The sequence below is a fragment of the Paenibacillus macerans genome (assembly GCF_900454495.1).
In the GTDB taxonomy this organism is placed as follows: Bacteria; Bacillota; Bacilli; order Paenibacillales; family Paenibacillaceae; genus Fontibacillus; species Fontibacillus macerans.
Genome location: NZ_UGSI01000001.1, coordinates 2,863,009 through 2,887,517, shown reverse-complemented (window position 1 = coordinate 2,887,517; position 24,509 = coordinate 2,863,009). Strand labels below are relative to the sequence as shown.

The following is a 24,509-nucleotide window of genomic DNA, read 5'->3' as shown; positions in this document are numbered from 1 at the left end:
CCGTTTTCGGAGCAAATAAGCGGACCCAATAAAAGCGAAGCCGCTCCTTCCGTTAGGAGGGGGCGGCTTTCTGCTTGTAGACCCACATCGCGTATTCAAGCGGCCGTACGATCGCTTTCCGGTAGGCGTCGGGGTCTCCGGATTTCATGAACACCTCGCGCGCCGGCTTGGGATTCACCTCCAGGACATAGATATGCCCTTGCTTGTTGATGGCCAAATCGAGGGCCAACTCGCACAGGGGGCCGAAGGTCTGTTCCAGATATTCGGCGATGTCCAAGCTCAGACGCTCGGCGGTTCTGCGGACTTCGGCGCGCCGCTCCTCCCCGGGAATCCACTGCTTCAAAAGCGTGTTCATCGCCACCGCATGTCCGCCGCCGTGCAGATTGGAGGTTACGCTGCGGGGCGGGCCGACCCGCCCGGCGCAGCCTGTCGCTTCCCAGCGGCCCTGCCCGTTTTTCTGCACCAGCATCCGGTAATCGTGAACCCGGCCGTTCGGCAGCTTGATTTGAATCCCCTGCTGGGCGAGAAATTGGGCGCCGCCTTTCCAGCCGAGCAGATAAGCGCTCAGCCGGGCTTTATGGATCTTCCGGGGAGACACGATGCTGCGGTTTTGTTTCCGGCCCTGAATCAAGAACTCATCCGCACCAAGGCGTTCGATCCGCAGGATACCCCGGCCTCCGGTACCGTTGATCGGCTTGACGTACACGGCCGGATATTTTTTCAGCAGTCCGAGCGCGTCCCCGCTATGCTGAAACAGCACGGTTTCGGGGAGATGCTCGCGGAATCTCGCCACGCGGGACAACGTTTGGTAAATCGTCCATTTGTTGCGCAGCGGGCGGTTAAGGAAGGTCAGGCTGCCGTAACGCGCCCGGAAACGCCCCAGCTGTTCGAACCTTTTGCTGCGCTGGATCCGGCAGCGGTCGAAAATCACGTTCGGAAAACGGCGCCATTTGCGGGACCATTTTTTTTGTTTCGGATCGTAAACGAGCGCATAAATCAGCTTTTTTTTCTCATGCACATCCGCAGGGGTAAACACAAAAACGTCCAGCCCGAGCCTTTGCCCCTCGGCGATCATTTTTTGGTAAATATGCCGTTCCTCCAGCTGCTTCTTGTCATTGAGGTACAAGGTCAAGATCCCTAAAACGGGTTGAGACAAAGAGAATCACCTTCTTTGTTGAAATGGGCGGCGGCGCCTTCGCCGTTTGAACGCGAAAGGCTGTTTTCGAGGAGCAGCTGCGGTTTCCCGCCGCGAACCTTGACCAGCCGGCGGGCATAAAGTCCGGCGCGGAAACACATCTGCAGGCTGGAGATCTGATCGCAGGCCACCCGGCATGACAACTGCCGCAAAATGGCAAGCTGCTCGGCGAGCAGCCTGGAGCCGAGTCCGCGTCCCCGGTACAACGGATGGACCACGACGAGGCAAAGGCCGCGGCCGTAATCCGTGACACAGGAGACGCCGGCTATCCGCGGCCCGTCTTCGGCTTGAATCCGGGCCGCCAGCAGCGAGCTCCCCGGGAGGCCGAACTCGCTCGGCGACAGCTTCATCAGCGCCCGGAAGGCGGAAGGCGGAATGCGCCCCGCCCCATACTTCCGGATGAAAGCCAGCATGTCGCCATGCTGCTTTTCCCAACCCGCTCCGTCTCCGGGATTAAGTTTTCGAATTTCCATCGCTCCTCGCCTCCCTCGCTACTTACGCTTCGGCTGCCGGGATAAATATTGGCTGTATTGAAAAATGCGCTCCAGCGACTTTTTGCGGATATGCGGCTCATCGAATTTCATCGGCTTGGCATTGGCTTCAAAAAACCAGATTTGCCCTTCCGTATCGATCCCCAAGTCCATGGACATCTCGCCCAGGATGTGGCCGCATTCCTTTTCGATTTGCTTGGCGATGAGGAGGGCGTTCGATTTTACGCGGCCTATCAAATAATCCGTCATGTCCGCGCCGAAAGCCGGGGTGAGCAGCTTCTCCGGATCCTCAATGCTCCCTCCTTGCGGCACGTGGGTCGTGATTCGCTTCGGCCCGGCAAGGCGGGCGCCTACGCCGGTCACCGTCCAGACGCCCTTGCCCGTCTTTTGCACGAGCACGCGCATATCGAAGTGGCGGCCGCGGTACGAGGCGAGGGAGATGCTTTCCTGCATAATGTACGGCGTCTTGCCCGCCTCGGACCTGATCCGCTTCCAAAGGGCCGGAAGATAGGCCGTTTTGTACACGACATTCCGGCTTCTTTTGCCCTGAAGCGTCAGCCGGTACTGTTTCTCCTCGGCCTCGTTAAGCTTCACCAGCATGATCCCCTTGCCCGCCTTGCCGCTCACCGGTTTTAAGTAAAGGCTGCCGTATTTTTGCAGCATCGCGTCCAGCGTATTGGGGCCGATCATTTTTTTCGTATCCGGCACGAGCGAGCGGGTCGTCCGGCCCTTTTTCAGCCAATCGAACAGGCGCCACTTATTGAAGAAAAAAGGATTGTACAAGTGGATCGACTCATGCCGGAGGCACTCGTCGATTTTCCGCCGCACCTCAGGCTTCCGTTCATCCTCCCGCAGCGGGACCCGGTTGTAGACCACGTCGGGCAGGGGCACCCAGTGCTTTTTCCACGTTTTGTCCTCCGGATGGAACACGTACCCCTGCACCTTTTTGGCGCCGAGCTTGAGGTCCCGGGCGGTGATCACGTAAACCGGGATATCCAGCTCCTGGCCCGTTTTTACGATATCCCGGAAATTGGCGCGGTTGCCCCGGAATAGTTTGTTTTCGTCATCGACCGTCAGCACGGCGACGACCGGTTTCTTCTCGCTCAAAAGCGTACTGCTCATGAGCCGTCCCTCCTCCGGAATTTGCTTAAATACAGGCAATGTTCGAGGATATGATCGATCGAGGCTTTCCCTTCGGCGCGGAGCGAGGGGTGTTTAAAGATGGAACGCCCGGGTTTGGCGTTGGCTTCGAACATCCAGATTCGTTCGTCCCGGTCGATCCCGATGTCGAAGCCGATTTCCCCGAGCAGATGCTGGTGATGCGACTCGATCGCCTCGGCCAGCGTAATGGCGACGTTCTTCGCGTGCCTCAGCACTTCGTCGGCGCGCGGGCCGAAGGCCCGGGTCAGAGCCTGCTCCGGCGTCAGCAGGCTGCCGCCGTTTTTCAAATGGGTCGTTACGCTGCCTTTCCCGGCTTTCTTGGCCCCGATGCCGACGACAACCCATTGGTTTCTGCCGTTTTTGTGCATATGAAAACGAAAATCGATCGGGCAGCCGTCGATCTCGATCAGGCGGATGCCCTGCTGGGCGACGTAGCCCCGCAGCGAACGGCCGTGTCTGGCCTGCATCGTCCGCATAAGGCTGCTGAAGGAGTTGAACCTGAGCAGGGCGTTGCGGCCGTTTTTGCGGTAACGGGCGTAATAGCCGCTTCTAGGGATATAGGAGAGACGGTAAATCCCGTTGCCCAGACTTCCGCTGTTCGGCTTGTAATAAACGAGCGAATGGCGGTCGAGCATATCCTTGATCTGCTCCGGGGTCGGGCTCATGATCGATTCGGGCACATAGCGGCTGACCGCAGGATCCCTTTCCAGGAGGCGGTAGATGTCGGATTTGTTGAAGAAGCTCCAGTTGAAAAATGGAATCCTCCGGCGGACAAACCGGTCCCGCAGCTGATTGATCAAGGGCGTGGTCTCCGCCCGGCGGCTGGGCAGCCGGTTGTATACGACATCGGGCAGCGGCACGCGTTTCCTTACGAAACGTCCGGCTTCGTTCAGGAAATACCCGTTGACGGTATCGTTTTCCCAGTTGATGTCGCGCGGGGTAAAGGCAAAAATGTACGACATCTTGCTGCCCTGGCGCAGCAGCTGCTTGATAAAGTCGGTGCGGGAACCAAACGGATTCGTATGGGATGAGGTTGGCCCGTCGGACAGCACGCCGATCAGCGGCCCGAGCTGCACCTCGCCCTCCTGAAGACTGCGGAGAAAAACGCTGCCGGGCTTCGGAATTTTGATGCCTTTGCGCACCCCGTAAGCCAAGTACAGGTGTTTTCCCGTTTTTTTGATCGGCTTGACGACAGCGGGCACCCGTTCCCCGCCGAGTCTTAGGTGAACCGATTTTTTCCCCGACAGCTTCAGGTTTTTCATTAATGCCCCGGACAAGTAGACGACCCGCTCGGGTTCCTGCGTGAAATGGACGTTGCAATAAGTCAAACTCATGAATTTTATCCTCCTAAACGTTTTCAGGGTTTGCTCAGAAGCAAATAACGGGCGTAGGAAATCGGATTTTCAATCGATTTTCGGGCGCTTATCGGGTCGCCGATCCGGAAAAACGAAGTCCGTCCCGGTTTGGAATTCACCTCCAGGATCCAAACGCGGCCCTCGCGGTCCACGCCGAAATCGAGGCCAAGTTCAGCCAGGCGGCCGAAGCGGGACTCCAGGTATTCCGGTACCCGCAAGGACAGATGGCGGATGGTTTGAACGACGGATTTACCGCCGTCTTCCCCAAGCTCCCGAATCAGATAAGGCAGCGCTTGATGCGCCGTGCCGCCGCCGTGAAGATTGGAGGTCAGCGAATGCTTCGGACCGACCCGCACCGCCATTCCCGTTAAGCTCCATTCCCCTTTTTCGTTTTTTTGCATGAGAACTCGAATATCGAACGGCTCGCCTTGCGCGTTGTTTAACTGCAGATAAGGCTGGATCAGAAAGGGGCGGGCTCCGATAAACTTATCGATCCATTCCAGCCCGGCTTTACGGGAAGAGAAACGCCGTTTAAACAACGCGTTGCTGCCGCTCCGGCCGACCATTCCCATTCCCTTGCCGGAGTCCGTCAGCTTGACGTAAAGCGTCCTTTTGCCGTGCGTACCGTTTCGGGGTTTCAGAAAAGCCTCTCCGTCATGGGCTTCAAGCCATTCGGCGAGCTGCAGCGGACCTTCGTACAGCGCGGTTTCCGGCAAATAAGGAGCGAGATCCCGGTATTTGCTTAACGCCTGGTACACCGCCCATTTTCCCGCAAGCCCCCGCGCCAGGTAGATATACGGATGTTTGGCGGCCAGCTTAGACAGCAGGCGCTGTTTGCGCAGCTGCCCTTTGCGGTCATAGGTCAGGCAGCGGTCATAAATGATATCCGGCAGGGGGAGCCGTTTGCGGACCCAGCCTCCCCGCTCAAACATGTAACCCGGAATCCCGCTTGCGTTGCCCTCCGAAATCGAAGGCAAACAAAATACGTAAACGCACACGCCCTTCCTTTCGCCGATCCGGCAAAGCTTGCGGCAAAAAGAAGCTTCAGCGAAAGGAAGCGGGCCTTCGCTTTCGGCGACAAGAACGCCGACGCTGCCTTTGAGAGCATGATCCATCGGATGATTCCTCCTTAGAAGCCGGACAAATAGCGGGTGTATTCTATAACTCGCTTGACCGACGGGCGGATCTTTCCGGCGCCCATCGGGGTGTTGTCGTTTTTGGAAGGTTTGGAGTTGACCTCAATCAGCCAAACCCGGCCGCTGATGTCGACCGCCAGATCGATGCCGAATTCCCCGAAATGGGCCGGCAAATTGGCGTCAACGCCCTGGGCGATGTCCAGCGCCGCCTTTCTCAATCTGGCGTCGACCCTGCTCTTCATTCCCGGCTGCAACGAACTGCGCGAGATCGCCTCCTTAACCGTGCTTAGCGTGCCTCCGCGGGCCAGGTTGGACACGAAGTGCTGGTTTCCGGCAATCCGGGCGACGATCGAGGTCGTGCTCCACTTGCCGGCCAGATTTTTCTGGACAAGAGCGCGGAAATCGACCGGCCGATGATCGATCTCGATCAGGTGCAGCCCTTGCTGAATCTGGTACCGGGTCGCCTTCATGCGGCCGGACAAGGCGGAGAAAAGCTTGGTTAGGCTGGGATAGGTATGGCGCCGCGTACCGCCGACCTGGGTGGTTAGCGCCTGATAGACGCCGTTTTCGAGCCTTGAAATGCGAATGATCCCTTTTCCCAAACTGCCTTTGACCGGCTTCAAAAAAACGATCGGGTATTTGGCGCACATGGCTTTGAGCATGGAGTAGCCCCGGAACAGATGGGATTCCGGCAAATAACGGAGCAGCGAGCCGTCTTTGGCCAGCGCGTCGAACACCTCGGTTTTATCGAGATATTTCTCGTTGAAAAAATGGCTCCCGTAACGGGATTTTACTTCTTTCATAAAATGCTGTACGCTAGGTTTGTTCTCCAGTTTGCGGGAGGTCAGCCGATTGTAAAATACGTCTGCGGCCGGCAATTGGGTCTTTTTCCATTCGTCTTTGTAGAAGACCCAGCCGGACACTTGTTCGGAATTTTTGCCGATATGCTCCGGCGTAAAAAAGTAGACATACACCCCTTGCCTGGAGCAGGCGTTTGCGAGTTCCCTGCAAAATAACGTCATTTTACCGAAAGGTCTTTCCGGATTTTCCGCATAGTCCTGGCTAAGCAAAACGCCGAGCAAGGGGCCGAATTGAATGGTAGATGAATGAGGGCGATATGTGAGCCGCAGCGGCGATCGCGGCTGAATTCCCATTTTCCTTGCAAGTCCAGCACTCATTCGAACTCCGTCGGATCTGGTTAAAGGGATGACTTTTACACTGTGCCGGAATGATCCGAAGGCCAGGAAGAGTGGAAGATCGGTCGGTATTTTCCACTGTTTGATCAGCATGTCTCCGAGCGCGAGAGTATCGTCTTCAAGCAGGCCCGGACTCATGATCTGTACCGTCATTTTTTTGGAGGGCATGTAGCGGATCTCCTTCCAAGCTAAGCTTGAGTCTTGGATGCAAGCAAAGATCGTCTGCGTCAAATGCATGTAATGCATCATATGAGGACATAGAATCCTTGGTGATTGACCTATGCCCGTTTTCGCGGGCTATCGGGCGGGTGATGAAGCAATGTTTCCCGGTCCGGGCGCGGGCTGAAAGCGGAAACTGCGAGCGAAGAGTTAGGTAGTAGCCTAAGATATTAGGTAATTGCCTAAGATAAAGGAGGAAACCTGGGTGGCCGATTGGCTTTATGTTGTCATTAACGTGGTGGTGGCTGCCTTCGTGGGCGGAATAACCAATCATTTTGCGATTAAGATGCTGTTTCACCCCAGAAATCCGGTACATATCGGCAAGTTCAAGGTTCCGTTTACGCCGGGGCTTATTCCGAAGCGGCGGGACGATATCGCCGAGTCGCTGGGCCGGGTGGTGGCGGAATACCTGGTTACGGCCGAAGGGCTGCAGGAGACCGTGCAGCGGCCGGCCTTCCGGCAAAAAGCGGAGGGGTATTTGCAAGGTTTGATCGAGCGCTGGGAGGCAAGCACGTTGACGCTTGGCGATGCGGCCGTGCGGATATGGGGCGAAGCGGGATGGGAAGCGCTGAAACCGCGGCTGGCCGCCGAGGCGCGGCGAGCGTCGGCGGCAGGATTTGAAAGCCTGTGGCGGCGTTACGAGTGGGATAGCATTCCTCTAAAAAAGCTCATTCCCGGCTGGTCGGAGGCAAGCCGCAAGAAATGGAGCACCGCCGCGGCGGAAGCGATTCTGCAGGCGGTGGAAGAAGAGCTGCTGTCGGCCGCAGGGCAGCGGATGCTGTCCAAGATGGCTTCGGGCCTGATGGACAAGGCCGGCGGATTCCTCGGAACGATGGCGGCGATCTTTGTGGATGAAGATAAGCTGGTGCAAAAGCTGACGCCGGCCCTTGTCCGGGCGCTGCGAGGGGAGGAGGCGGTAAGCAAAACGGCGAAGGCGATCGAAACGCGGCTTGAGCAGTACGGAGACAAACCGGCCGCGGAGCTGCTTGCCGCCCTGACCGGGGAGGAGGCTTTGGACTGGCTTATGGGGAAGCTGGAGCTTCTGCCGGTGGAAGCATGGATCGAACAGGCGGAAGGAATGCCGCTCCGCTCCTTGCTGGCCCCCTGGAAGGAGCGGGCGGCCGCGGCGATTCCCGCGGTGGCCGAACGGGCGCTGCGCCTCACGGCTCAGGGGATCCCCGCGGCCATGCAGGCCGTTCAACTGCCGCAGCTGGTTGAGGAGCAGGTGCGGAAATTCCCGGTGGAACGCCTAGAGGAGATCATCCTCAGCGTGTCCGGCAAGGAATTCCGCGCGATCACCTGGCTGGGCGTGCTGCTCGGTGGGGGCATCGGCTTGTTCCAGTCTTTGTTGATGCTGGTGGCAAGGTAAAGCGGGTAATACTGGGTGGAATTGATGATTTTGGGTGATTATAGGTAACGTTGGGGCAATGCTGGGTAAAGTTAGGTAATTATGGGTAAAATAAGGTAAAATTAGGCAACTTTGGTCAATGCTTGGTAATACTGGATAAAGTCAGGTAATGTTAGATAGTGTTAGGTAGTGTGGTAAGAAGGGTTCACCGCATCTCGGGCGCCGTGGTGCAGGCTTTTGCCGCATAACTTTGACGTTCCGAGTGCCGGAGATGGTTTCGCACCGCGCGCCGGGAGCTGCGCGTGGTGCGAAAGTAATGGCGGCCGGCGAATTGCTTCTGCTCATTTGACGCAGGGATAGTGGAGTGATGCAGGGATAGCGGAGTGTGACGCAGGGTTAGCGGCGTTGCAGCATTAATGGGATGCAGCGTTCAGAATTTCGCGCCGGTGCCTCCTTCGGTGACGGCGGCAAAAATAGCGGAAATTTATGTGCTTATTATCTTGATATGAGCCTGTCCATCTCCATTAGCGGCATTTTTTGTTCTTATGTTAGCTAGCGTTCCAAAATTATTTTTCCGAAGAAAGCATAAATTTTTGAATAAGGCCAATTTTAGGAGGAAAACGGATGAATATTTATGACAAAGCGCATGATTTGGCGGCAGCCTTGAAGGACAGCCCGGAAGTGGCGGAAATTACGGATGCGTTGAAGCTTATAGAAGCCGACCCGGAGGGTAAACGGATGCTGGACGATTTCCGCGTCCGCCAAAACGCGGCGCAGCAGCGGATGATGGCGGGGGAAATGCCGTCTCCCGAAGAAATGGAACAGATGGAGAAGCAGTTCGAGGCGCTGAGCCTGAACCTGAACATTCGCCGTCTGTTTGACGCGGAACGCCGGCTTAGCATCATTATCCAGGACATCAACAAGATCATTACGGACAGCTTGCAGCATTTGTACGGGGCGGGAATGTAAAACTTAAAAAGGTTCTCATATTCTTTCGTTTCCCTTCATAGATTAGAAGAGAACAAGAGGACAGGCGAGAGTGCGAATCTCTTAATCTATGAAATGAAGGAGCTGCGAAAGATGAAAACGGTAAAGAAACCGAACAAATGGAAGCATGTCGTTTATTTGATTCTGGCGCTGGCGATGCTCGTGTACGCGCTGCCGCTCATTTCCTTTGATCCAGGGGCCGGCTGGGTATCGCTGTTCGGCGCGGTCTGGGCGGGTTTTGCCTTTCTCGTGATCGGGGCTCATCTGCATTTTTTGCTGGGCGTTAGCGAAGAGAAGCAACGCGAGCTCGACAAAATCCGGCGGGCCAAACTTCGGGAATGGGAGCTAAAGTGGCAGGAGGAAGGCGGCCGCGGCCAGAGTGTATAACGCCGGTTGCCCGGCAAGGCGGGTTCGTTGGAACCATGCCGAGCTTGGGCTAAGACAAAAAGGGCTTTCCCGACGAAGACGGTTCTTCTCGGGGGCCCTTATTTGCATTATTTTAAAAAAACTCGGCAGGGTAGAGGACGACGCGCAGGTAGAGGAGGGAAGGAGTTTTATTTACCTCGAATTGGCCAAGGTGAGCTCGTTTAGCGCAAAATAGTTATATGGGTCCGTTAGCTAGGTTGGGAAATATCCGGGAAACGGGCGGACAAAGTCTCTGGAGTGCGTTGGCGCAGCGTCCATAAATCAGCAAGAGCCCCGGCCCAGGAAAAACCTCGCCGCCGGCGAGGTCCTTTGCCCGCGCAAACCCATACGCTCAGCGCAAGGGGAGGGATGGATATGGGGGTCCACCCGCTGTAAGTTTCAGGTTCTTATCAAACTTGCTTTAAGGTTAGAACCTGACTCTAAAGGCGGGCCGTAAACCTTCCACCCCATACCCATTTCCTCTTCTGTTCTACTACGAGAATCCGTTCCCTTCTTTGATGTGCAGCAGCACCGGGGACTTTGGTTTTGCCTGCCTGGGCCATGCTTCCACCGGGAGCTACAGCTCGCCTTCGCCCGTCAGCATCTTGTCGTTGCTTTCTCCGGGCGGCACCATCGGATAGACGTTCTGCTCTTCCCGGACGTTGAACTCCATTAACGCGGGGCCCGGAATTTCCAGCGCCTGGCGAATCGCAAGTTCGGCCTCCTGCACCGTCTGCGCGCGAAATCCGGGGACCCCGTAGGCGTTCGCGAAGGCCGCAAAGTCCGGCGAGGAAATTTGCACGGAGGAATAACGCCGTTCATAAAACAGCTGCTGCCACTGCCGGACCATGCCCAAATAACCGTTGTTCAGGATGGCGATTTTAACCGGCAGCCGGTAGTCGACGGCCGTCATTAATTCCTGCAGGTTCATTTGAAAGCTCCCGTCTCCGGTCACGCACAGGATCGGCCGGTCATCGCCCTCCAGGGCGATCGCCGCGCCGATGGCGGCGGGGAAGCCGAAGCCCATCGTGCCGAGTCCGCCTGAAGTCAGGAATGAACGGGGGCGGGAAAATCTGTAGTGGTGAGCGGTCCAGATTTGATGCTGTCCGACATCCGTAGCCACGACCGCATTGCCCTCCGTCAGTTTGTCGAGCAGCTTAATGACTTCCTGCGGGTTCAACGTGCTTTTGCCGTCAGAGGCGGTAAATTGCGGGACCTTTCGTTCCCAGCCGGCGGCGTCTTCCGCCCATTCGCTTCCCAGGCTATCGCAGGGTTGAGCGTTCAGCTGGGCCAGCAGTTCCCGAATACCCCCCTGGATGCTCAGATCCATGGGGATATTTTTGTCCAGCTCGGCATCGTCGACATCGACCTGGATCTTCCAGGACTGCGGGGAAAACGATTTGGCTTTGCCGGACAAACGGTCGTTTAGCCTCGTGCCGAGGCAGATAAGCAGGTCGGCCTGATGGACGGCCCGGTTGGCGGCATAGGTGCCGTGCATGCCGAGCATGCCGAGGTACAGCGGATGCCGGGAGGGAAAAGCCCCGATCCCCATCAGCGTAGTCGCGACGGGAATCCCGGCGTTCTCGGCGAACCGGACGAGCTCCTCGGCGGCGCCGGACGAGACTACCCCGCCTCCGGCTACGAGAACCGGGCGGCGGGATGCCCGAAGTTTGACCCGGATGAGGCCTGCGGACTCGTCAGGAATCGGCGGGGCGGGTTGATAGCCGCGGATCGAAGCTTGCAGGGCCGGAACCAGCCCCGTTTTGGCCGCCATTATATTTTTGGGCAGATCGATCAGCACTGGTCCGGGTCTTCCCGTCGTGGCGATATAAAAGGCTTCCTTCACGATCCGCGGCAATTGGGCGATATCCGTAACGGCATAATTATGTTTCGTCACATCCATCGTCATGCCGAAAATGTTCACTTCCTGAAAGCTGTCGCGCCCGATCAGATCGGTGGATACCTGCCCCGTCAACACCACCAGCGGCACCGAGTCCATAAAGGCGTTGGCAATCCCCGTCACCGCGTTCGTAGCTCCCGGTCCCGAGGTGACCAGGGCCACGCCGGCCCGTCCCGTAACCCGCGCATAACCGTCCGCCGCATGTACGGCGGCCTGTTCGTGCCGGGTCAGAATATGCCGGATGCCGGAGCATTCATAGAGCGCGTCATAAATCGGGATCACCGCTCCGCCGGGATACCCGAAAATCGTATCGGCTTTTTCCTCCAGCAAGCATTCGATCAACAGCTCTGCTCCCGTTTTAAGCCGCAATGTCTGGTTTATACTCATCGTTAGCTTCCTTTCCGTTTGATTTTTGACAATTTTAACCGAGAAATGTTGATCTCGGAGTGACTCCAGTCATAAAATGCGCGGGGGTCCGGAGGTTACGATAGCATTAGGAGTTCATAGGCCGCTTAAGCATGAGGCGTTTGGCTTGCGGCATTAAGGAGGTCGAAACTTAAACGTGAGCAAAAAAATCGCCGTCATCGGCGGAGGCATAACCGGGTTAAGCGCGGCTTATTACGTGCGTAAATTGCTGCGTGAACAGGGGGTAAACGCTGGGGTTACCCTCGTGGAACAGTCCGATCGGCTGGGCGGCAAAATCCGTTCCCTACGACGTGACGGCTTTACGATAGAACAGGGCCCGGATTCAATGATCGCGCGCAAGCCCGCCGCGCTGGAATTGATCCGGGAACTCGGGCTGGAGGATAAGCTGGCGGGAACGAATCCGCAGGCGAAGCGAAGTTATATATTGCATCGCGGCAAATTCCATCCCATGCCGCCGGGGCTGATGCTCGGCATACCGACGCAAATGTGGCCGATGGTCAAGACGGGGCTGCTCTCTCCGGCCGGCAAGCTGCGGGCCGCGATGGATCTGCTGCTTCCCGCGCGGCGCGGCGGCGGCGACGAATCGCTCGGCGGCTTCATCCGCCGCCGGCTCGGCAGAGAAGTGCTGGAGCAGATGACGGAGCCGCTTCTAGCCGGCATATATGCCGGGGACACCGAACAGCTTAGCTTGAAAGCGACGTTTCCGCAGTTTATGGAGATGGAGCGCAAGCACCGCAGCCTGATCCTTGGGCTGCTGGCCGGCAAAAAGCAGCCGCCGCGGCCGGGGGGAAGCCAGGTCCCGCTGCCGAAGGCCGCGCAAACCAGCATGTTTCTGACGTTGACGGGCGGTTTGGAGGGACTGACGGAAGCGCTGGAGGAATCGCTAAGCGAAGAGAAAATAATTACCGGCCAGGCGGTAACCGGACTGTCGCAGCAAGAGGCGGGTTATGAGCTTAACTTAAGCGGGGGCGAGCGTTTGAACGCGGACGGAGTCATTTTGGCAGTTCCTGCTTTTGCTGCGGCCCGGCTATTGGATGGCGTTCCCGAAGCCGCTTACCTGGAGCGGGTCCGTTATGTGTCCGTGGCCAATTTAGCCTTCGCCTACCGGCGGGAAGACGTTCCGCACGATTTGAACGGCTCCGGCGTGCTTATCCCGCGCGGGGAGGGGCGAATGATTACGGCCATTACCTGGGTTTCTTCGAAATGGCTGCATTCGGCTCCCGGCGATAAAGCGCTGCTGCGAGCCTATATCGGCCGCCTGGGCGACGAGGCATGGACCGCGATGTGCAGGGCCGACATCGAGCGCCGGGTGGCCGCCGAGCTGCGCGATTTGCTGGGCATCGCCGCCAGCCCGCTGTTTTGCGAGCTCGCCGCTTTGCCGGAGTCGATGCCCCAATATCCGGTCGGGCATGTCGAGCGGCTTGAGGCGCTGCGCGGGGCATTGTGCCGGGCGAAGCCGGGGCTGCTGCTGTGCGGCGCGGGATATGCCGGCGTAGGCATTCCCGACTGCATCCGGCAGGGCAAGGAAGCCGCTGAAAGCATGGCGGCTTATTTGAGGGATGGACGGTGAGGCAAATGATTCAAGACAGGGACTACAACGTAAATCCGTTTATCGTCATCTGGGAGGTGACGCGGGCTTGCGCGTTAAAATGCCTGCACTGCCGGGCGGAAGCCCAGTATCATCCCGATCCGCGCCAGCTTAGCCTCGAGGAAGGGAAGAAGCTGATCGGCGATATCGCGGAAATGGATAAACCGCTGTTCGTGTTTACCGGCGGCGATCCGCTGATGCGCCCCGATTTGTTCGAGCTGGCCCGGTACGCGATTCAGGACAAAGGGCTGCCGGTCTCGATGACGCCAAGCGCCACGCCGCGGGTCACATTTTCCGCCGTGCGTAAGGCCAAGGAGGTCGGCTTGTCCCGCTGGGCATTTAGCCTTGACGGTTCGACGGCCGCAATCCATGATCATTTTCGCGGAACACCGGGTTCCTATGAAATGACGATGAAAGGGATCGGTTTTTTGCAACAGCTCGATATTCCGATCCAGATCAACACGACGGTCTCCCGCTACAACCTGGACGACCTGCCGCGGATCGCCGAAGCGGTAAAGGAGATGGGGGCCGTGCTTTGGAGCGTGTTTTTCCTCGTGCCGACGGGCCGGGGGATGGTGAGGGACATGATTACGCCCGAGGAGCATGAACGGGTGATGGAATGGCTGGCCAAGATGCAGCGGGCGATGCCTTACGGCATCAAAGCGACGGAGGCGCCGCACTATCGCCGTGTGTTTTTACAGCAGCAAAAGCGCGGAGGCGGTGCCGGCGAAGAGGCCGGGGCGGTGAAGCGCAAAGATGTGCTCGGCCGTTCGCCCAAGGGCGTTAACGACGGGGACGGCTTCGTGTTTATCAGCCATACCGGCGAGGTGTACCCGAGCGGATTTTTGCCGGTAAGCTGCGGCAACGTCAGGGATTCTTCGCTATCCGACATATACCGGAACTCGCCCGTCATGCGGCAGCTCCGCGACAAGACATTGCTGAAAGGCAAATGCGGCGCCTGCGAGTACAAGCAGCTTTGCGGCGGTTCCCGGGCCAGGGCGTACGCCGTGACCGGCGATTATCTGGAAAGCGATCCGTACTGCGCTTATGTACCGCGGGGGTATGAGCGGAAGTAGCTTCCGGTCGTGGAGCTTGAGGAGCTCGAGGAACTCAAGGAAACGGATTTTTCGCGAATATTCAGACTGTTGAGAAAGTCCATTTTTTAAAATTTGAACACAAAATTCGGGCTCAAGTCCAAAATCAGTGCTTGATAAAATAAATGATGACGTAGATGTGGGGGCTCTCCAGACCATTTTGCACGATTATCCCTATGGTTCAGGAAGTCAGGTCACCTGCTCAAACGGGATAATCGTGCAAAGCCTCCGGATAGCTAGTCTCGCTCCAGGCCACGGTCTGTTGCCGGCAGATCGTTTTAAATCGATTTTTCTTTGCGAAGGCGAGAGTCACCACACAAAATTTTAAATTATGGAAAAGTCTAAAGACTTTCTCAACAGTCTGGAATATTGCGGCTGCTCGGCCGAACCGTTGCGGCAGCTATGCAAAAAGAGAGGATACAGGGGCCGGCATCACCGGTTCCCGTATCCTCCTTCGCTTTAACGGCCGTACATTCCCGGGTCAAGAAACCCGCTTGCCGCTTGCCTCTAGCCTTTGATTTCCGGGGGTTCACTTGCTTTTTCGTTCGAAGGTTACTTTCCAGTGCTCCTCCGCCACCTGCTCGCATTGATTGCGGTACCCTCTAAGTTCCATCAGCTTCAGCAGCGGAACGGGCTTGAGCGTGGCGTGCAGGACGAAAATCTCGCCTCCCTTCAACTGCTTAACGGTGCTCATAATGATTCCTAACGGCTCCGCTCCCTGGCGCAGCTGCGGGCGTACATCAAGCTCGACAACCCGGTTCTCCATGATTCGTCCACCTCCAAACTTTAATTTTTGCCGATTTTCACCCGGAATGTGTCCGGCCCTTCTTCAAGATACTCCCAAGTGAACCGTCCGGGATGCATCGCCTCAAATTGATAACGCAGCGGCACCGGGTCATGATCGTTGATCAGCAGCATGGCTTCTCCCGGATGCAGGGCTTCGTAAGCGTCAAAAATAGTTTTATGCTTAAGCTGCGGCGGATACTCGGTGGCGTTTACGGTTGCTTTAATCGGATTCATTTTGAAGTCCTCCCTAATTGATTAGTTAAAATTTAAAATCTTATCGTTCGCCCTCATTATATCAACGGCTTCGGAATGGATTGTGATATCAGTCACAAGATAAAAAACGGCACGATATTCGCTCTTTTTTCTGTTGGGAAGCTGTCATGATTACAGTGACCGGCGTCACTGGAGCGATTTCCTCCGGCGGATATAATGATCCGTAATTTGCCCCATCCATTTGAAAAATAAGGAGAGGACGCCGTCATGCGCTTGAAGCATTATATCCCCAATCAGCATGGAGCCTGGGCGATGTTGGTCCTTCCGTTCCTGTTCGGCATGGCCGCCTCGACCCCCGGGTGGATCCATGCCCTGCTGTTTGCTTGCTGGCTGCTGATCTACTTGCTGATGTTTCCTTTGCTGCAGTGGGTCCGCACGGGCAAAGGCGATCGCTACCGCAAACCGGCCTTGCTGTATGGAACGCTTCTCGTCCCTGCCGGAACGGCGCTCGCCTTGCTTCGCCCCGACATCATCTTGATGGCCCTGCTGTTCCTGCCTCTGTTTGCCGTCAACGTCTACTACGCCAGGCAAAAACGCGAACGCGCCCTGGTTAACGACATCGCCGCCATCGTGCAGTTCAGCATCATGGTGTTTGTTTCTTTCAGGTTGGGCGGAGGTACGGACTACGGGGCAGCCGTGGAGCTGTTTTTGATCAGCATCGGCTATTTCGCGGGCACGGCTTTTTACGTCAAAACGATCATCCGCGAGCGGAACAACCCCCGGTTCTATTTCTATTCCGTGAGCTATCACCTGATATTGTCGCTGCTCGCCGCTTGGCTGTTCCCCCTTTCGCTATTGCTGCCGGCTTTGCTGCTGCTGGCCAGGGCCGCATGGTGTCCGCGCATACGGATCACGGCAAAGCAAACCGGAATCATGGAAATTGTCTATTCCGTGATCGTGCTTGCGGCCGTATGGATGACTTATGCCTGAACGTGTATAATGGAAACAGAGTAGTACAGATTCGGGCAAGGGGGTATAACAGTTGGAGGGGCAGGAAGAAAGCGTCACAAAACACGAGCAGCTGCTTCAACATATCGAACAACTTAAGATCGGTACGAAAATTTCCGTGCGCAAGCTGGCCAAAGCGATGGGCGTGAGCGAGGGAACGGCTTACCGCGCGGTCAAAGAGGCGGAAAACCTCGGCATCGTCATCACCAAGGAGCGGATCGGCACCGTTCGCGTGGAGAAGAAGCCGCGGAACATCTCCGATCAGCTTACGTTCGGCGATGTAGTCGACATCGTGGAGGGACATGTGCTTGGCGGCGGCGAAGGGCTGGACAAAACGCTGCACAAATACGTCATCGGCGCGATGAAAATCGATGCCATGGCGCGGTATATCGACGCCGGAAGCCTGCTGATCATCGGGAACCGCGACAACGCCCATTCGCTCGCTTTGGAGCAGGGAGCGGGGGTGCTGGTGACCGGGGGCTTCGGCACAAGCCGCGAGGTCAAAGCGCTGGCGGACAAGCTGGCGCTGCCGATCATTTCCTCGCGCCACGATACGTTTACCGTTGCATCCATGATCAACAGGGCCATTTTCGACCGGTTGATCAAGAAAAAAATCATGCTGGTGGAGGATATCGTCGCCCGTAAGCCGCGGGTGAACATGCTGAAAGCCGCGAGCAATATCTCCGATTTTGACGAGTTGTCGCTGGAGACGGGGCATCAGCATTTTCCGGTCGTGGACGAGTGGAACCGGGTCATCGGGATCGTCAGCCGCAAAAACGTGGAGGAGCTCAGCGGGGATCAGCCCATTGAAAAGTGCATGACGCGCCATCCGATTACGGTGGGACTGCAGACGTCGCTGGCTTCGGCCGCGCAAATCATGGTTTGGGAAGGGATCGATTTTTTGCCGGTGGTGGACCGCAACCGGAAGCTGGTTTCTTCCGTCACGCGCCGGGAGGTGCTGCAGGCGATGCGCGACGTGCGCAACCAGCCGCAGCTCGGGGAAACGTTCGAGCACCTGATGTGGAACGGTTTTGCCGAAGAGCGCGACGCGGAGGGGAAACTGTTTTTCCGCGGGATGATAACGCCGCAGATGGCTACCGACCTCGGCACGATTTCGCACGGCGTGCTCACCTCGCTGATGACCCAGGCCGGCCTGCGCACCGCCAAGGACGCAAGCGGCATGGACTTCGTCGTCGACAACATTACGACGTATTTCGTACGTCCGGTGCAGATCGAAAACCCGGTCGTCATCCTTCCGGTCGTGCTGGAAATGAGCCGCCGGGCCTGCAAGCTGGAGATTATGTTAACTTATCAGGACTATCTCGTTTCCAAGGCGGTCATGGCGCTGCAATCGATCGATCACGCATAGCGGGCCGGATGAAACCGGCCGGTTGGAAGAACCGCTCATAGGCAGCACGGGCGGACCATGCGGATAAGGCCGAAAGATCGGAATTCAGCGGAGTCAGCCGAACCGGATGAGCAAGCCAGTTGACTCGGGCGAGCCGGGATTTTGGGGAATTTCCTGCATATAAATTCCAGCAGGCAACTACTTTCCGGAGGTAATTTCTTGGCATAAATTTCTCATAGATGAGCTTAACTACTCCGCCTTTTGGCGGGAAAAGATGCCGTGATTGCGGATGCCGGCAAAAATGTTAAACGCGCCCAGCACCATAAACAACGCGCCGATCACGACGCGGAGCGAAGAGCCGCTGAACATGAACATTTGGATCAGCGCCAAAATAATGAGCGTGACCCCCATGCTGATGTTGGTTTTGGCGGCGGACAGTCCGCGAACCTTAGGGTCGAGCGAACGGCGCGACTTAAAGCTGAAAAAGACGGAACAAACGCAGGCGATAATGAGTACGGCGTACAGAATGTATTGAATCGTTTGGATCATGGGAAGATCTACAGCTCCTTTTTTACAATTGGCTTGATGGCTTTGAAAAATGCGGGTGATGATCATCGCGGGGATGATCATCGGCTTGGCTTGGGAATAGGCGCTCTTAACCCCGGCTAGCCGGCTACTGCATCAACGAACCGCTGATTACTGGAACAATGAACCGCTGATTGCTGGAACGGCCGACCGTGGCCTTCAAAATAGCGGCACTTTTATGTCCTTATTATCCGGAGCCAGGCATGTTCATCCCCTTTAGCGCCATTTTTTGTCCTTATTTCCCGATGAATGGTCAAAGCGACGGCATTTCCTAGCGATCGGGGGAAAATAACGGCATAAATTGCCTCTATTTCTCTCAAATGAACGGATATCGCCGGAATAACAACTTTTTTTGCTCTTATTTTTCACTAGCGTTGCATTAAAGATTTCCCAAAAAGCTACCCGGGATCTAACGGTTGTAGCAGTTGCTATTTTACGAAAAAAGGCCTTTTCTAAATTCTAACGGTTGTAAGCGTTGTTATTTGCCTGAATCTAAGCCCAAATAGCCGGATTTCAGTGAAATTAGCACCATGGCAACCGTTACGATTTAAAATCAACGTTTTTGGAACAAATAGCGCTTGTGGCAACCGTTAAAATATGGGTATGGGCTAGAAAATGTATCTTGTCAGATTTAATGCAACGCTAGTGTTTATTTTTCCGCCGCAGTTTCCCGGTCTCAATCATCCTTGCAGTCAGCCTGTTTTTTGCGGGTGTGCTCGTGATCAAACTCCGTTTTTTTAATAACCGGGTTCGATAAAAGTTAAAAAAACGGAGTTTCAGCACCGAGAAGGTTGGATGAAGCTAGGGTCTGAGGAGCGGAGCGTACGTTTAAGGTACGTGAGCACCGGAAGACCCGGCTGAATTCAAGATTCGATGCCGAATCCGCTTCGAGCACACAACTGCGTGATCAAACTCCGTTTTTTTAACAACCTTATTGTAGCATGAAAAGTTAGAGCCGGATATACGGCCGCATATCCACCCACACCTGCAGCACCCCTTCGCTCACGAGCATCGTTTTAACCTGGATGCTGTACTCCTTGTCGCGTACGATATAGATTTTCCGGTTCAGCAGCGTCCGGGCCATTTTGGCATCGGAGTCGATGTCGAAAATGTTCCTGCCGCGAAGCACCTCAAGCTCGTCATGGAGCTGCTTGGTGACTTCCTTGACCGCCAGCGAATCGAGCGGAGGATCCCGTTCCTCCACGCGCACCTTGATCTCTTTGATCACGGTCGAGCGGTTATTGTATTTTTTCAGCGTCCGGAGGTCCTCCTCGGCTTGATGCAGCTGGATTTGCAGATCCTTGTTTTGAATCCACAGCACGTTGTAGCTTGTCTGATAGATTACGTTGTATACGATGCTTCCCGCCACCATCCCCAGAATAAACACGGCGGCAAGCTGCAAAAACCGACGGAATCCCTTGATTTCCGGCCGCTTTGCTTCATTCATCCCCGGCTTCCCCCGCACATCCATCTCACCAGCTCGGAACCCATGTGGGCGCCAAAGAATGCAAACAGCAAATACAAAATCTGCTTGATGGCCGGGGACAGGTTTCCGTCAAAAAAATTGCTTTCGATGACCCGCATCGGATCGATTGTGCCCCCGATCGCGGCGGCAAGCGCCCAAATTTTAATGCGGTCGGCGATGTCCAGCATCGTTTGGGTCGGCGGCTGCAGGGAAACGACGGCCCCGATCCCGCCAACCATAGCTCCGCCCACGACGATTCCGAATGCGATAAAAAAGTCCATAACCGCTTTGCTCAAAAACGAACTCACGATACAAGCTCCCCTTTCCGAGGTCTGTCCTATCCTCTACCATTCTATGGGCGCGCTTGGGCTATGTATGATAAAATATTTATAGAGTTTGAAAGCGAAAAGGAGGGGATCGCATGGACAGCTTCGTTCATCTGCACGTACATAGCGAATACAGCTTGCTCGACGGCGCGGCCAGACTGGAAGAGCTCGTCGCCAAAGCGGCGGCTTCCGGCATGAAGGCGCTCGCGCTGACGGATCACGGTGTCATGTACGGCGCGGTTCCTTTTTATAAATTGTGCAAAGCTCACGGGATCAAGCCGATCATCGGCTGTGAAGTTTATTTTACGGCAGGCTCGCGCAAGGAGCGGGGGAGCCGTCAGGATCAGCCGATCCACCATCTGATTTTGCTGGCTAAAAATGAAACCGGGTACCGGAATTTGATGAAACTCGTCTCGATCGGCCATCTGGAAGGCTTCCACTACAAACCGCGGATCGATTGGGAGGCGCTGGAGCGGCATCGGGAAGGGCTGATCTGCTTGAGCGCCTGTCTGGGCGGAGAGGTGCCGCATCATTTGCTGCGCGGATCTTACGAGGAAGCGAAAAAAGCGGCGCTGCGCTATAAGTCGGCGTTTGGCGGAGATTTTTATCTGGAGCTGCAGGATCACGGTCTGCCGGAGCAAAAAAAGGTAAACCTCCAGCTTATTCAGCTGGCGCAGGAGACGGGGATCGAACTGGCGGCCACCAACGATGTGCATTACTTGAACAGGGAGGACGCCGAGGTTCAGGATGTGCTCATTTGCATCGGCACCGGCAAAACGGTCGACGACGAAAACCGGCTCAAAATGAACACGGACCAGCTCTACCTGAAAACCGGGGATGAGATGGCCGCGTTGTTCCCGCATGTGCCCGAGGCGCTGGCCAACACGGTAAAAATAGCCGAGCGCTGCGAGCTTGAGCTGGAATTCGGCCGCCATATTTTGCCGGCTTACCGCCCGATTCCGGAAGGGCTGACCGCGGAGAGCTATTTGGCTGAGCTGTGCGAAAAAGGGCTGGAGGAGCGCTACGGCCATCTGGACGTGTGGCAGGACAAAGCGGATCGGGAACGGCTTGAGCAGCGGCTGCGTTATGAGCTGGAAGTGATCGGCAAGATGGGATTTTCCGATTATTTTCTCATCGTTTGGGATTTCATTGCCTTCGCTCACCACAGCGGGATCGTTACCGGCCCGGGCCGGGGATCGTCGGCAGGCAGCCTGGTTGCTTACGTGCTGCGCATCACCGATGTCGACCCGATCAAGTATAACCTGCTGTTTGAACGGTTTTTGAATCCCGAGCGGGTGACGATGCCGGATATCGATATCGATTTCAGCGACGAGCGCCGCGACGAGGTGATCGCCTATGTGGCAAGCAAATACGGGGCCGAGCACGTGGCCCAGATCATTACGTTCGGGACGATGGCGGCCCGCGCCGCCGTTCGCGATGTGGGCCGGGCGCTGAACGTGCCGTTTGGCGAAGTCGACAAGGCGGCGAAGCTGATTCCGGCGCATCTGGGCATCACGATTGAACGGGCCCTTAAGGAAAGCCCGGATTTAAAAGCGATGTACGAATCGGCGCCGCGGATCAAAGGGCTGCTGGACATGGCGATGAAGGTGGAAGGCATGCCGCGGCACGCCTCCACGCACGCCGCCGGGGTCGTCATCTCGCGCGATCCGCTGACGGACGCGGTGCCGCTGCAATCGGGGAGCGAGGATGCCGCTTTAACCCAATATTCCATGGAAAACCTGGAAGCGATCGGCCTGCTCAAAATGGACTTTTTGGGCCTGCGCACGTTGTCCATCATCGAGCGCTGCCTGCGCTGGATCGAAGAGCAGACGGGAAGTGTCCCCGATTTCCGGCATGTTCCCGATAATGATCCGGCTACCTATGACATGCTCGGACGAGGCGAAACGACCGGGGTGTTCCAATTGGAGTCGGCGGGGATGCGCCGGGTTTTGCGCGAATTGAAGCCGACGTTGTTCGAAGATATCATTTCGGTGAACGCGCTTTACCGTCCCGGCCCGATGGAGTTCATTCCGAAATACATCGCCAGCAAGCACGGGCAGATTACCGTCGAGTTTCCGCATCCGGATCTTGAATCAATACTGAACGACACGTATGGGATCATCGTTTATCAGGAGCAAATCATGCAAATCGCCTCCAAAATGGCGGGATTTTCCTTGGGAGAAGCCGATTTGCTGCGGCGCGCCGTCTCGAAGAAAAAGCGGGAGGTGCTGGACGAGCAGCGCGGCCATTTCGTCAGCGGCAGCCTGGACCAGGGTTATACCGCCGAGGAAGCGAACGCTGTATACGATATGATCGTCCGCTTTGCCGATTACGGCTTCCCGCGGGCGCATGCGGCCGCCTATGGCGTGCTGGCGTTCCAGACGGCGTATCTGAAGGCGCATTATCCCGTCCAGTTCATGGCCGCGATGCTGACAGCCGTTATGGGCAGCCACCGCAAGGTGGCGGAGTATATCGTCGAATGCCGGCGGATGGGCATCACCGTGCTGCCGCCGGACGTGAACGAAAGCGGCGTGTTGTTTACGCCGCAGGCTCGGGTTGGCGCCGGAGCTGCGGACGGGAGCTTCGCGGGAGGAACGGCGGGAGGCCCGGAAGCCGGGGGAGACGTCACCGCAGCGGAAACCGTCTTGGCGGCGCGGGGGCAGGCCGGCGCTTCCGGCGGAGAAGATGCCGCGGAGCCCGTTAGCCCCGCCGCGGCCTTGGGGGTGATCCGCTTCGGGCTGGCAGCGATCAAAAACGTCGGCACCCAGGCGATCGAAAGCATTATGCGCGAGCGGAAGGAGCGGCCGTTCGACAGCCTGCTCGATTTTTGCCGCCGCGTCGATCTGCGCACGTGCAACAAGCGCGTTATCGAATCGCTGATTCAGGGCGGCGCGTTTGACTCCCTCCCGGGGCACCGCGCCCAACTGCTGGCGATGCTGGACGAGACGGTGGAAGCCGCGCTTAAATGGCGCAAGGAGCGTGAGGATTTGCAAATCCAGCTGTTCGATTTTGTGGAAACGCCAAACTGGGACATCGAGTACCCGGATGTTCGGCCGTTTACCGCCGCGCAGCAGCTGGAATTGGAGCGGGAGCTGCTCGGACTGTACCTGTCCGGCCATCCGCTGGACGATTACGATGAGCTGCTTGAGCAGGAAGGCGCCGACCGGCTGATGGATTTGGCCGAAGCGGCGGATGAAAGCCGGACGGTGGTGGCCGGGATGGTCGTGTCGGTCAAAGCGATCACGACGAAGCAGGGCAAGGCGATGGCCTTCATGGAGCTGGAGGACCAGATCGAGCGCTGCGAGGTCGTGTTGTTTCCCGAAGTGTGGCGGCGCTGCTCGGCACACGTCAGCAAGGGGGCCTTGCTTGCGCTGCGCGCCACCGTCCAGCTGCAGGACGAAGGCTTCAAGCTGCTGGCCGACGAGGTGGCCCCGCTCGGCGCGCCAGCGCTGGCGCAGCTGCGCCGCGGGCTCACCCGCGGGCGCGGGGCGTATGGCGGCGCCGGGAGAAGCGCCGCAGCGGGCAGCGGCGGCGGAGCGGACGCGGGCGCGGGCTCGCGCGCAGGCGGCAACGGCAGCGCCGGCAAGGGCGCGAGCGCCAGCCGAAGCGGCGGCGCCGAGCAGCCGCCCGCGCGCGCAGCGGCGGCGCAGGGCGCGCCTGCGGCCGCGGCCCGGCCCCGGCGCGAGCCCGCCGCCCCGGCGCCGGCAGGGGCGCCGCAAGGCGCCGCCGGGCAGGCGCCCGGCCATGGCGCCGCTGCCGGGCGTCCCGGCGCCCGCGATGCCGCGGCCAACGCCGCACCGCCCGCCGCGGGCGGCCGCCGCGGACAGAAGCCGCCGGCGCAGCAGCGCGTCTTCATCAAAATCACGGCCGCGGCGGAGAACGCGCGCCTGCTGGAACAGCTGAAGACGCTGCTGGAGCAGCATCCCGGACCGGTCGGGACGGTGCTGTTCTACGAGAGCACCGGCAAGCTGCTAGCCTTGTCCGAACGTTACAACATCAAACCGTCCCCCGCGCTTTTCCGCGAAATGGAACAGATGCTCGGTCCGGATACCGTCAAGGTGAGATAACCGGACTTGGCGTTCTTGCCATTGGTCAAGTTCGCATCATGTCCGTTGCCCGGTCTATTGCTTGGCTCCTGGCAAAACTTGATGGTGAAGTGCTGAGAAAGGTGCGCTTCGCGAAAGACTAGCAAATCGATCCGGAAGTAACATAGCTTGTCTCTAAGTGAGTACCATAAATAGTGTTTGCCATCCATTCCTGGCGATAGTATGGCAAGT

20 protein-coding genes are annotated in these 24,509 nt (G+C 57.2%); 8 read left to right on the top strand and 12 right to left on the bottom strand.

The genetic code is table 11. The features are described 5' to 3' along the window. Positions 1–52: 52 nt before the first annotated feature. From DYE26_RS12940 to DYE26_RS12915, 6 genes are read right to left on the bottom strand one after another with little or no spacing between them, the layout of a single operon-like run. The gene (locus DYE26_RS12940; protein ID WP_036624433.1) at positions 53–1,156 is read right to left on the bottom strand and encodes a YheC/YheD family endospore coat-associated protein; all 1,104 of its coding nucleotides are present in this window, start codon (positions 1,154–1,156) and stop codon (positions 53–55) included. Next, positions 1,138–1,668 carry a GNAT family N-acetyltransferase gene (locus DYE26_RS12935; protein WP_051985598.1) on the bottom strand — a complete coding sequence of 177 codons (531 nt, stop codon included), beginning with the start codon at positions 1,666–1,668 and terminating at the stop codon, positions 1,138–1,140. Before DYE26_RS12935 ends, DYE26_RS12940 begins: the two co-directional genes overlap by 19 nt. Before the next feature lie 18 nt (positions 1,669–1,686). Next, a complete protein-coding gene (locus DYE26_RS12930; protein ID WP_036624431.1) occupies positions 1,687–2,808 on the bottom strand; it encodes a YheC/YheD family endospore coat-associated protein in 1,122 nt (373 codons plus the stop codon). Further along, positions 2,805–4,181 (bottom strand): YheC/YheD family endospore coat-associated protein, encoded by a 1,377-nt coding sequence (locus tag DYE26_RS12925; protein WP_036624430.1) that lies wholly within the window; start codon positions 4,179–4,181, stop codon positions 2,805–2,807. Before DYE26_RS12925 ends, DYE26_RS12930 begins: the two co-directional genes overlap by 4 nt. A gap of 23 nt (positions 4,182–4,204) precedes the next feature. After that, complete coding sequence (locus tag DYE26_RS12920; RefSeq protein ID WP_036624429.1) at positions 4,205–5,317, bottom strand: YheC/YheD family endospore coat-associated protein; 1,113 nt, start codon at positions 5,315–5,317, stop codon at positions 4,205–4,207. Between the two features lie 14 nt (positions 5,318–5,331). Further along, positions 5,332–6,702, bottom strand: coding sequence for a YheC/YheD family endospore coat-associated protein (locus DYE26_RS12915; protein WP_036624427.1), 1,371 nt, complete (start codon positions 6,700–6,702; stop codon positions 5,332–5,334). Positions 6,703–6,958: 256 nt separating this feature from the next. Here DYE26_RS12915 and DYE26_RS12910 point away from each other — a divergent pair, with 256 nt between their 5' ends. From DYE26_RS12910 to DYE26_RS12900, 3 genes are all read left to right on the top strand, one after another. Next, positions 6,959–8,122, top strand: coding sequence for a DUF445 family protein (locus DYE26_RS12910; RefSeq protein ID WP_036624425.1), 1,164 nt, complete (start codon positions 6,959–6,961; stop codon positions 8,120–8,122). Positions 8,123–8,725: 603 nt separating this feature from the next. Then, complete coding sequence (locus DYE26_RS12905; protein ID WP_036624424.1) at positions 8,726–9,070, top strand: YlbF family regulator; 345 nt, start codon at positions 8,726–8,728, stop codon at positions 9,068–9,070. Positions 9,071–9,181: 111 nt separating this feature from the next. Further along, a complete protein-coding gene (locus tag DYE26_RS12900; RefSeq protein ID WP_036624422.1) occupies positions 9,182–9,475 on the top strand; it encodes a hypothetical protein in 294 nt (97 codons plus the stop codon). A gap of 595 nt (positions 9,476–10,070) precedes the next feature. Here DYE26_RS12900 and ilvB read toward each other — a convergent pair. After that, positions 10,071–11,780, bottom strand: a complete 1,710-nt coding sequence (gene ilvB / locus DYE26_RS12890; RefSeq protein WP_036624418.1) for a biosynthetic-type acetolactate synthase large subunit — start codon at positions 11,778–11,780, stop codon at positions 10,071–10,073. Between the two features lie 175 nt (positions 11,781–11,955). Between ilvB and hemG the strand changes: the two genes are divergently transcribed. Beyond that, entirely contained in the window at positions 11,956–13,389 is a 1,434-nt protein-coding gene (gene hemG, locus DYE26_RS12885) for a protoporphyrinogen oxidase (protein WP_036624415.1), read from the top strand. 5 nt (positions 13,390–13,394) lie between these two features. After that, positions 13,395–14,483: a TIGR04053 family radical SAM/SPASM domain-containing protein gene (locus tag DYE26_RS12880; protein WP_036624414.1), complete on the top strand. Its 1,089-nt coding sequence runs from the start codon at positions 13,395–13,397 to the stop codon at positions 14,481–14,483. Between the two features lie 547 nt (positions 14,484–15,030). On the opposite strand, the gene DYE26_RS12875 is transcribed toward DYE26_RS12880, so the two are convergent. Both DYE26_RS12875 and DYE26_RS12870 read right to left on the bottom strand, forming a co-directional pair. Further along, positions 15,031–15,267 (bottom strand): DUF2249 domain-containing protein, encoded by a 237-nt coding sequence (locus DYE26_RS12875; protein WP_036624413.1) that lies wholly within the window; start codon positions 15,265–15,267, stop codon positions 15,031–15,033. Positions 15,268–15,287: 20 nt separating this feature from the next. Continuing rightward, the gene (locus DYE26_RS12870; protein WP_036624411.1) at positions 15,288–15,521 is read right to left on the bottom strand and encodes a DUF2249 domain-containing protein; all 234 of its coding nucleotides are present in this window, start codon (positions 15,519–15,521) and stop codon (positions 15,288–15,290) included. A gap of 246 nt (positions 15,522–15,767) precedes the next feature. Here DYE26_RS12870 and DYE26_RS12865 point away from each other — a divergent pair, with 246 nt between their 5' ends. Beyond that, positions 15,768–16,490: a YwiC-like family protein gene (locus DYE26_RS12865; RefSeq protein WP_036624410.1), complete on the top strand. Its 723-nt coding sequence runs from the start codon at positions 15,768–15,770 to the stop codon at positions 16,488–16,490. Between the two features lie 52 nt (positions 16,491–16,542). Then, positions 16,543–17,877 carry a DRTGG domain-containing protein gene (locus tag DYE26_RS12860; protein WP_036624407.1) on the top strand — a complete coding sequence of 445 codons (1,335 nt, stop codon included), beginning with the start codon at positions 16,543–16,545 and terminating at the stop codon, positions 17,875–17,877. A gap of 228 nt (positions 17,878–18,105) precedes the next feature. On the opposite strand, the gene DYE26_RS12855 is transcribed toward DYE26_RS12860, so the two are convergent. The 3 genes from DYE26_RS12855 to DYE26_RS12845 form a co-directional block, all read right to left on the bottom strand. Further along, positions 18,106–18,405: a YtpI family protein gene (locus DYE26_RS12855; protein ID WP_036628498.1), complete on the bottom strand. Its 300-nt coding sequence runs from the start codon at positions 18,403–18,405 to the stop codon at positions 18,106–18,108. Positions 18,406–19,390: 985 nt separating this feature from the next. Further along, positions 19,391–19,888, bottom strand: coding sequence for a sporulation membrane protein YtrI (locus DYE26_RS12850; protein ID WP_051985597.1), 498 nt, complete (start codon positions 19,886–19,888; stop codon positions 19,391–19,393). Beyond that, the gene (locus DYE26_RS12845; protein WP_036624406.1) at positions 19,885–20,214 is read right to left on the bottom strand and encodes a YtrH family sporulation protein; all 330 of its coding nucleotides are present in this window, start codon (positions 20,212–20,214) and stop codon (positions 19,885–19,887) included. The genes DYE26_RS12850 and DYE26_RS12845 overlap by 4 nt, the downstream gene beginning before the upstream one ends. A 113-nt stretch (positions 20,215–20,327) precedes the next feature. On the opposite strand from DYE26_RS12845, the gene DYE26_RS12840 reads away from it, so the two are divergent. After that, the gene (locus tag DYE26_RS12840; RefSeq protein ID WP_115311219.1) at positions 20,328–24,299 is read left to right on the top strand and encodes a DNA polymerase III subunit alpha; all 3,972 of its coding nucleotides are present in this window, start codon (positions 20,328–20,330) and stop codon (positions 24,297–24,299) included. The last annotated feature ends 210 nt before the right edge of the window (positions 24,300–24,509 follow it).

What these genes read in the sequence shown, in the direction of transcription:
- DYE26_RS12935 (WP_051985598.1), bottom strand. Translation starts at nt 1,668, where the DNA reads ATGGAAATTCGAAAACTTAATCCCGGAGACGGAGCGGGTTGGGAAAAG.
- DYE26_RS12930 (WP_036624431.1), bottom strand. Translation starts at nt 2,808, where the DNA reads ATGAGCAGTACGCTTTTGAGCGAGAAGAAACCGGTCGTCGCCGTGCTG.
- DYE26_RS12925 (WP_036624430.1), bottom strand. Translation starts at nt 4,181, where the DNA reads ATGAGTTTGACTTATTGCAACGTCCATTTCACGCAGGAACCCGAGCGG.
- DYE26_RS12920 (WP_036624429.1), bottom strand. Translation starts at nt 5,317, where the DNA reads ATGGATCATGCTCTCAAAGGCAGCGTCGGCGTTCTTGTCGCCGAAAGC.
- DYE26_RS12915 (WP_036624427.1), bottom strand. Translation starts at nt 6,702, where the DNA reads ATGCCCTCCAAAAAAATGACGGTACAGATCATGAGTCCGGGCCTGCTT.
- DYE26_RS12905 (WP_036624424.1), top strand. Translation starts at nt 8,726, where the DNA reads ATGAATATTTATGACAAAGCGCATGATTTGGCGGCAGCCTTGAAGGAC.
- DYE26_RS12900 (WP_036624422.1), top strand. Translation starts at nt 9,182, where the DNA reads ATGAAAACGGTAAAGAAACCGAACAAATGGAAGCATGTCGTTTATTTG.
- ilvB (WP_036624418.1), bottom strand. Translation starts at nt 11,780, where the DNA reads ATGAGTATAAACCAGACATTGCGGCTTAAAACGGGAGCAGAGCTGTTG.
- DYE26_RS12880 (WP_036624414.1), top strand. Translation starts at nt 13,395, where the DNA reads ATGATTCAAGACAGGGACTACAACGTAAATCCGTTTATCGTCATCTGG.
- DYE26_RS12875 (WP_036624413.1), bottom strand. Translation starts at nt 15,267, where the DNA reads ATGGAGAACCGGGTTGTCGAGCTTGATGTACGCCCGCAGCTGCGCCAG.
- DYE26_RS12870 (WP_036624411.1), bottom strand. Translation starts at nt 15,521, where the DNA reads ATGAATCCGATTAAAGCAACCGTAAACGCCACCGAGTATCCGCCGCAG.
- DYE26_RS12865 (WP_036624410.1), top strand. Translation starts at nt 15,768, where the DNA reads ATGCGCTTGAAGCATTATATCCCCAATCAGCATGGAGCCTGGGCGATG.
- DYE26_RS12855 (WP_036628498.1), bottom strand. Translation starts at nt 18,405, where the DNA reads ATGATCCAAACGATTCAATACATTCTGTACGCCGTACTCATTATCGCC.
- DYE26_RS12850 (WP_051985597.1), bottom strand. Translation starts at nt 19,888, where the DNA reads ATGAATGAAGCAAAGCGGCCGGAAATCAAGGGATTCCGTCGGTTTTTG.
- DYE26_RS12840 (WP_115311219.1), top strand. Translation starts at nt 20,328, where the DNA reads ATGGACAGCTTCGTTCATCTGCACGTACATAGCGAATACAGCTTGCTC.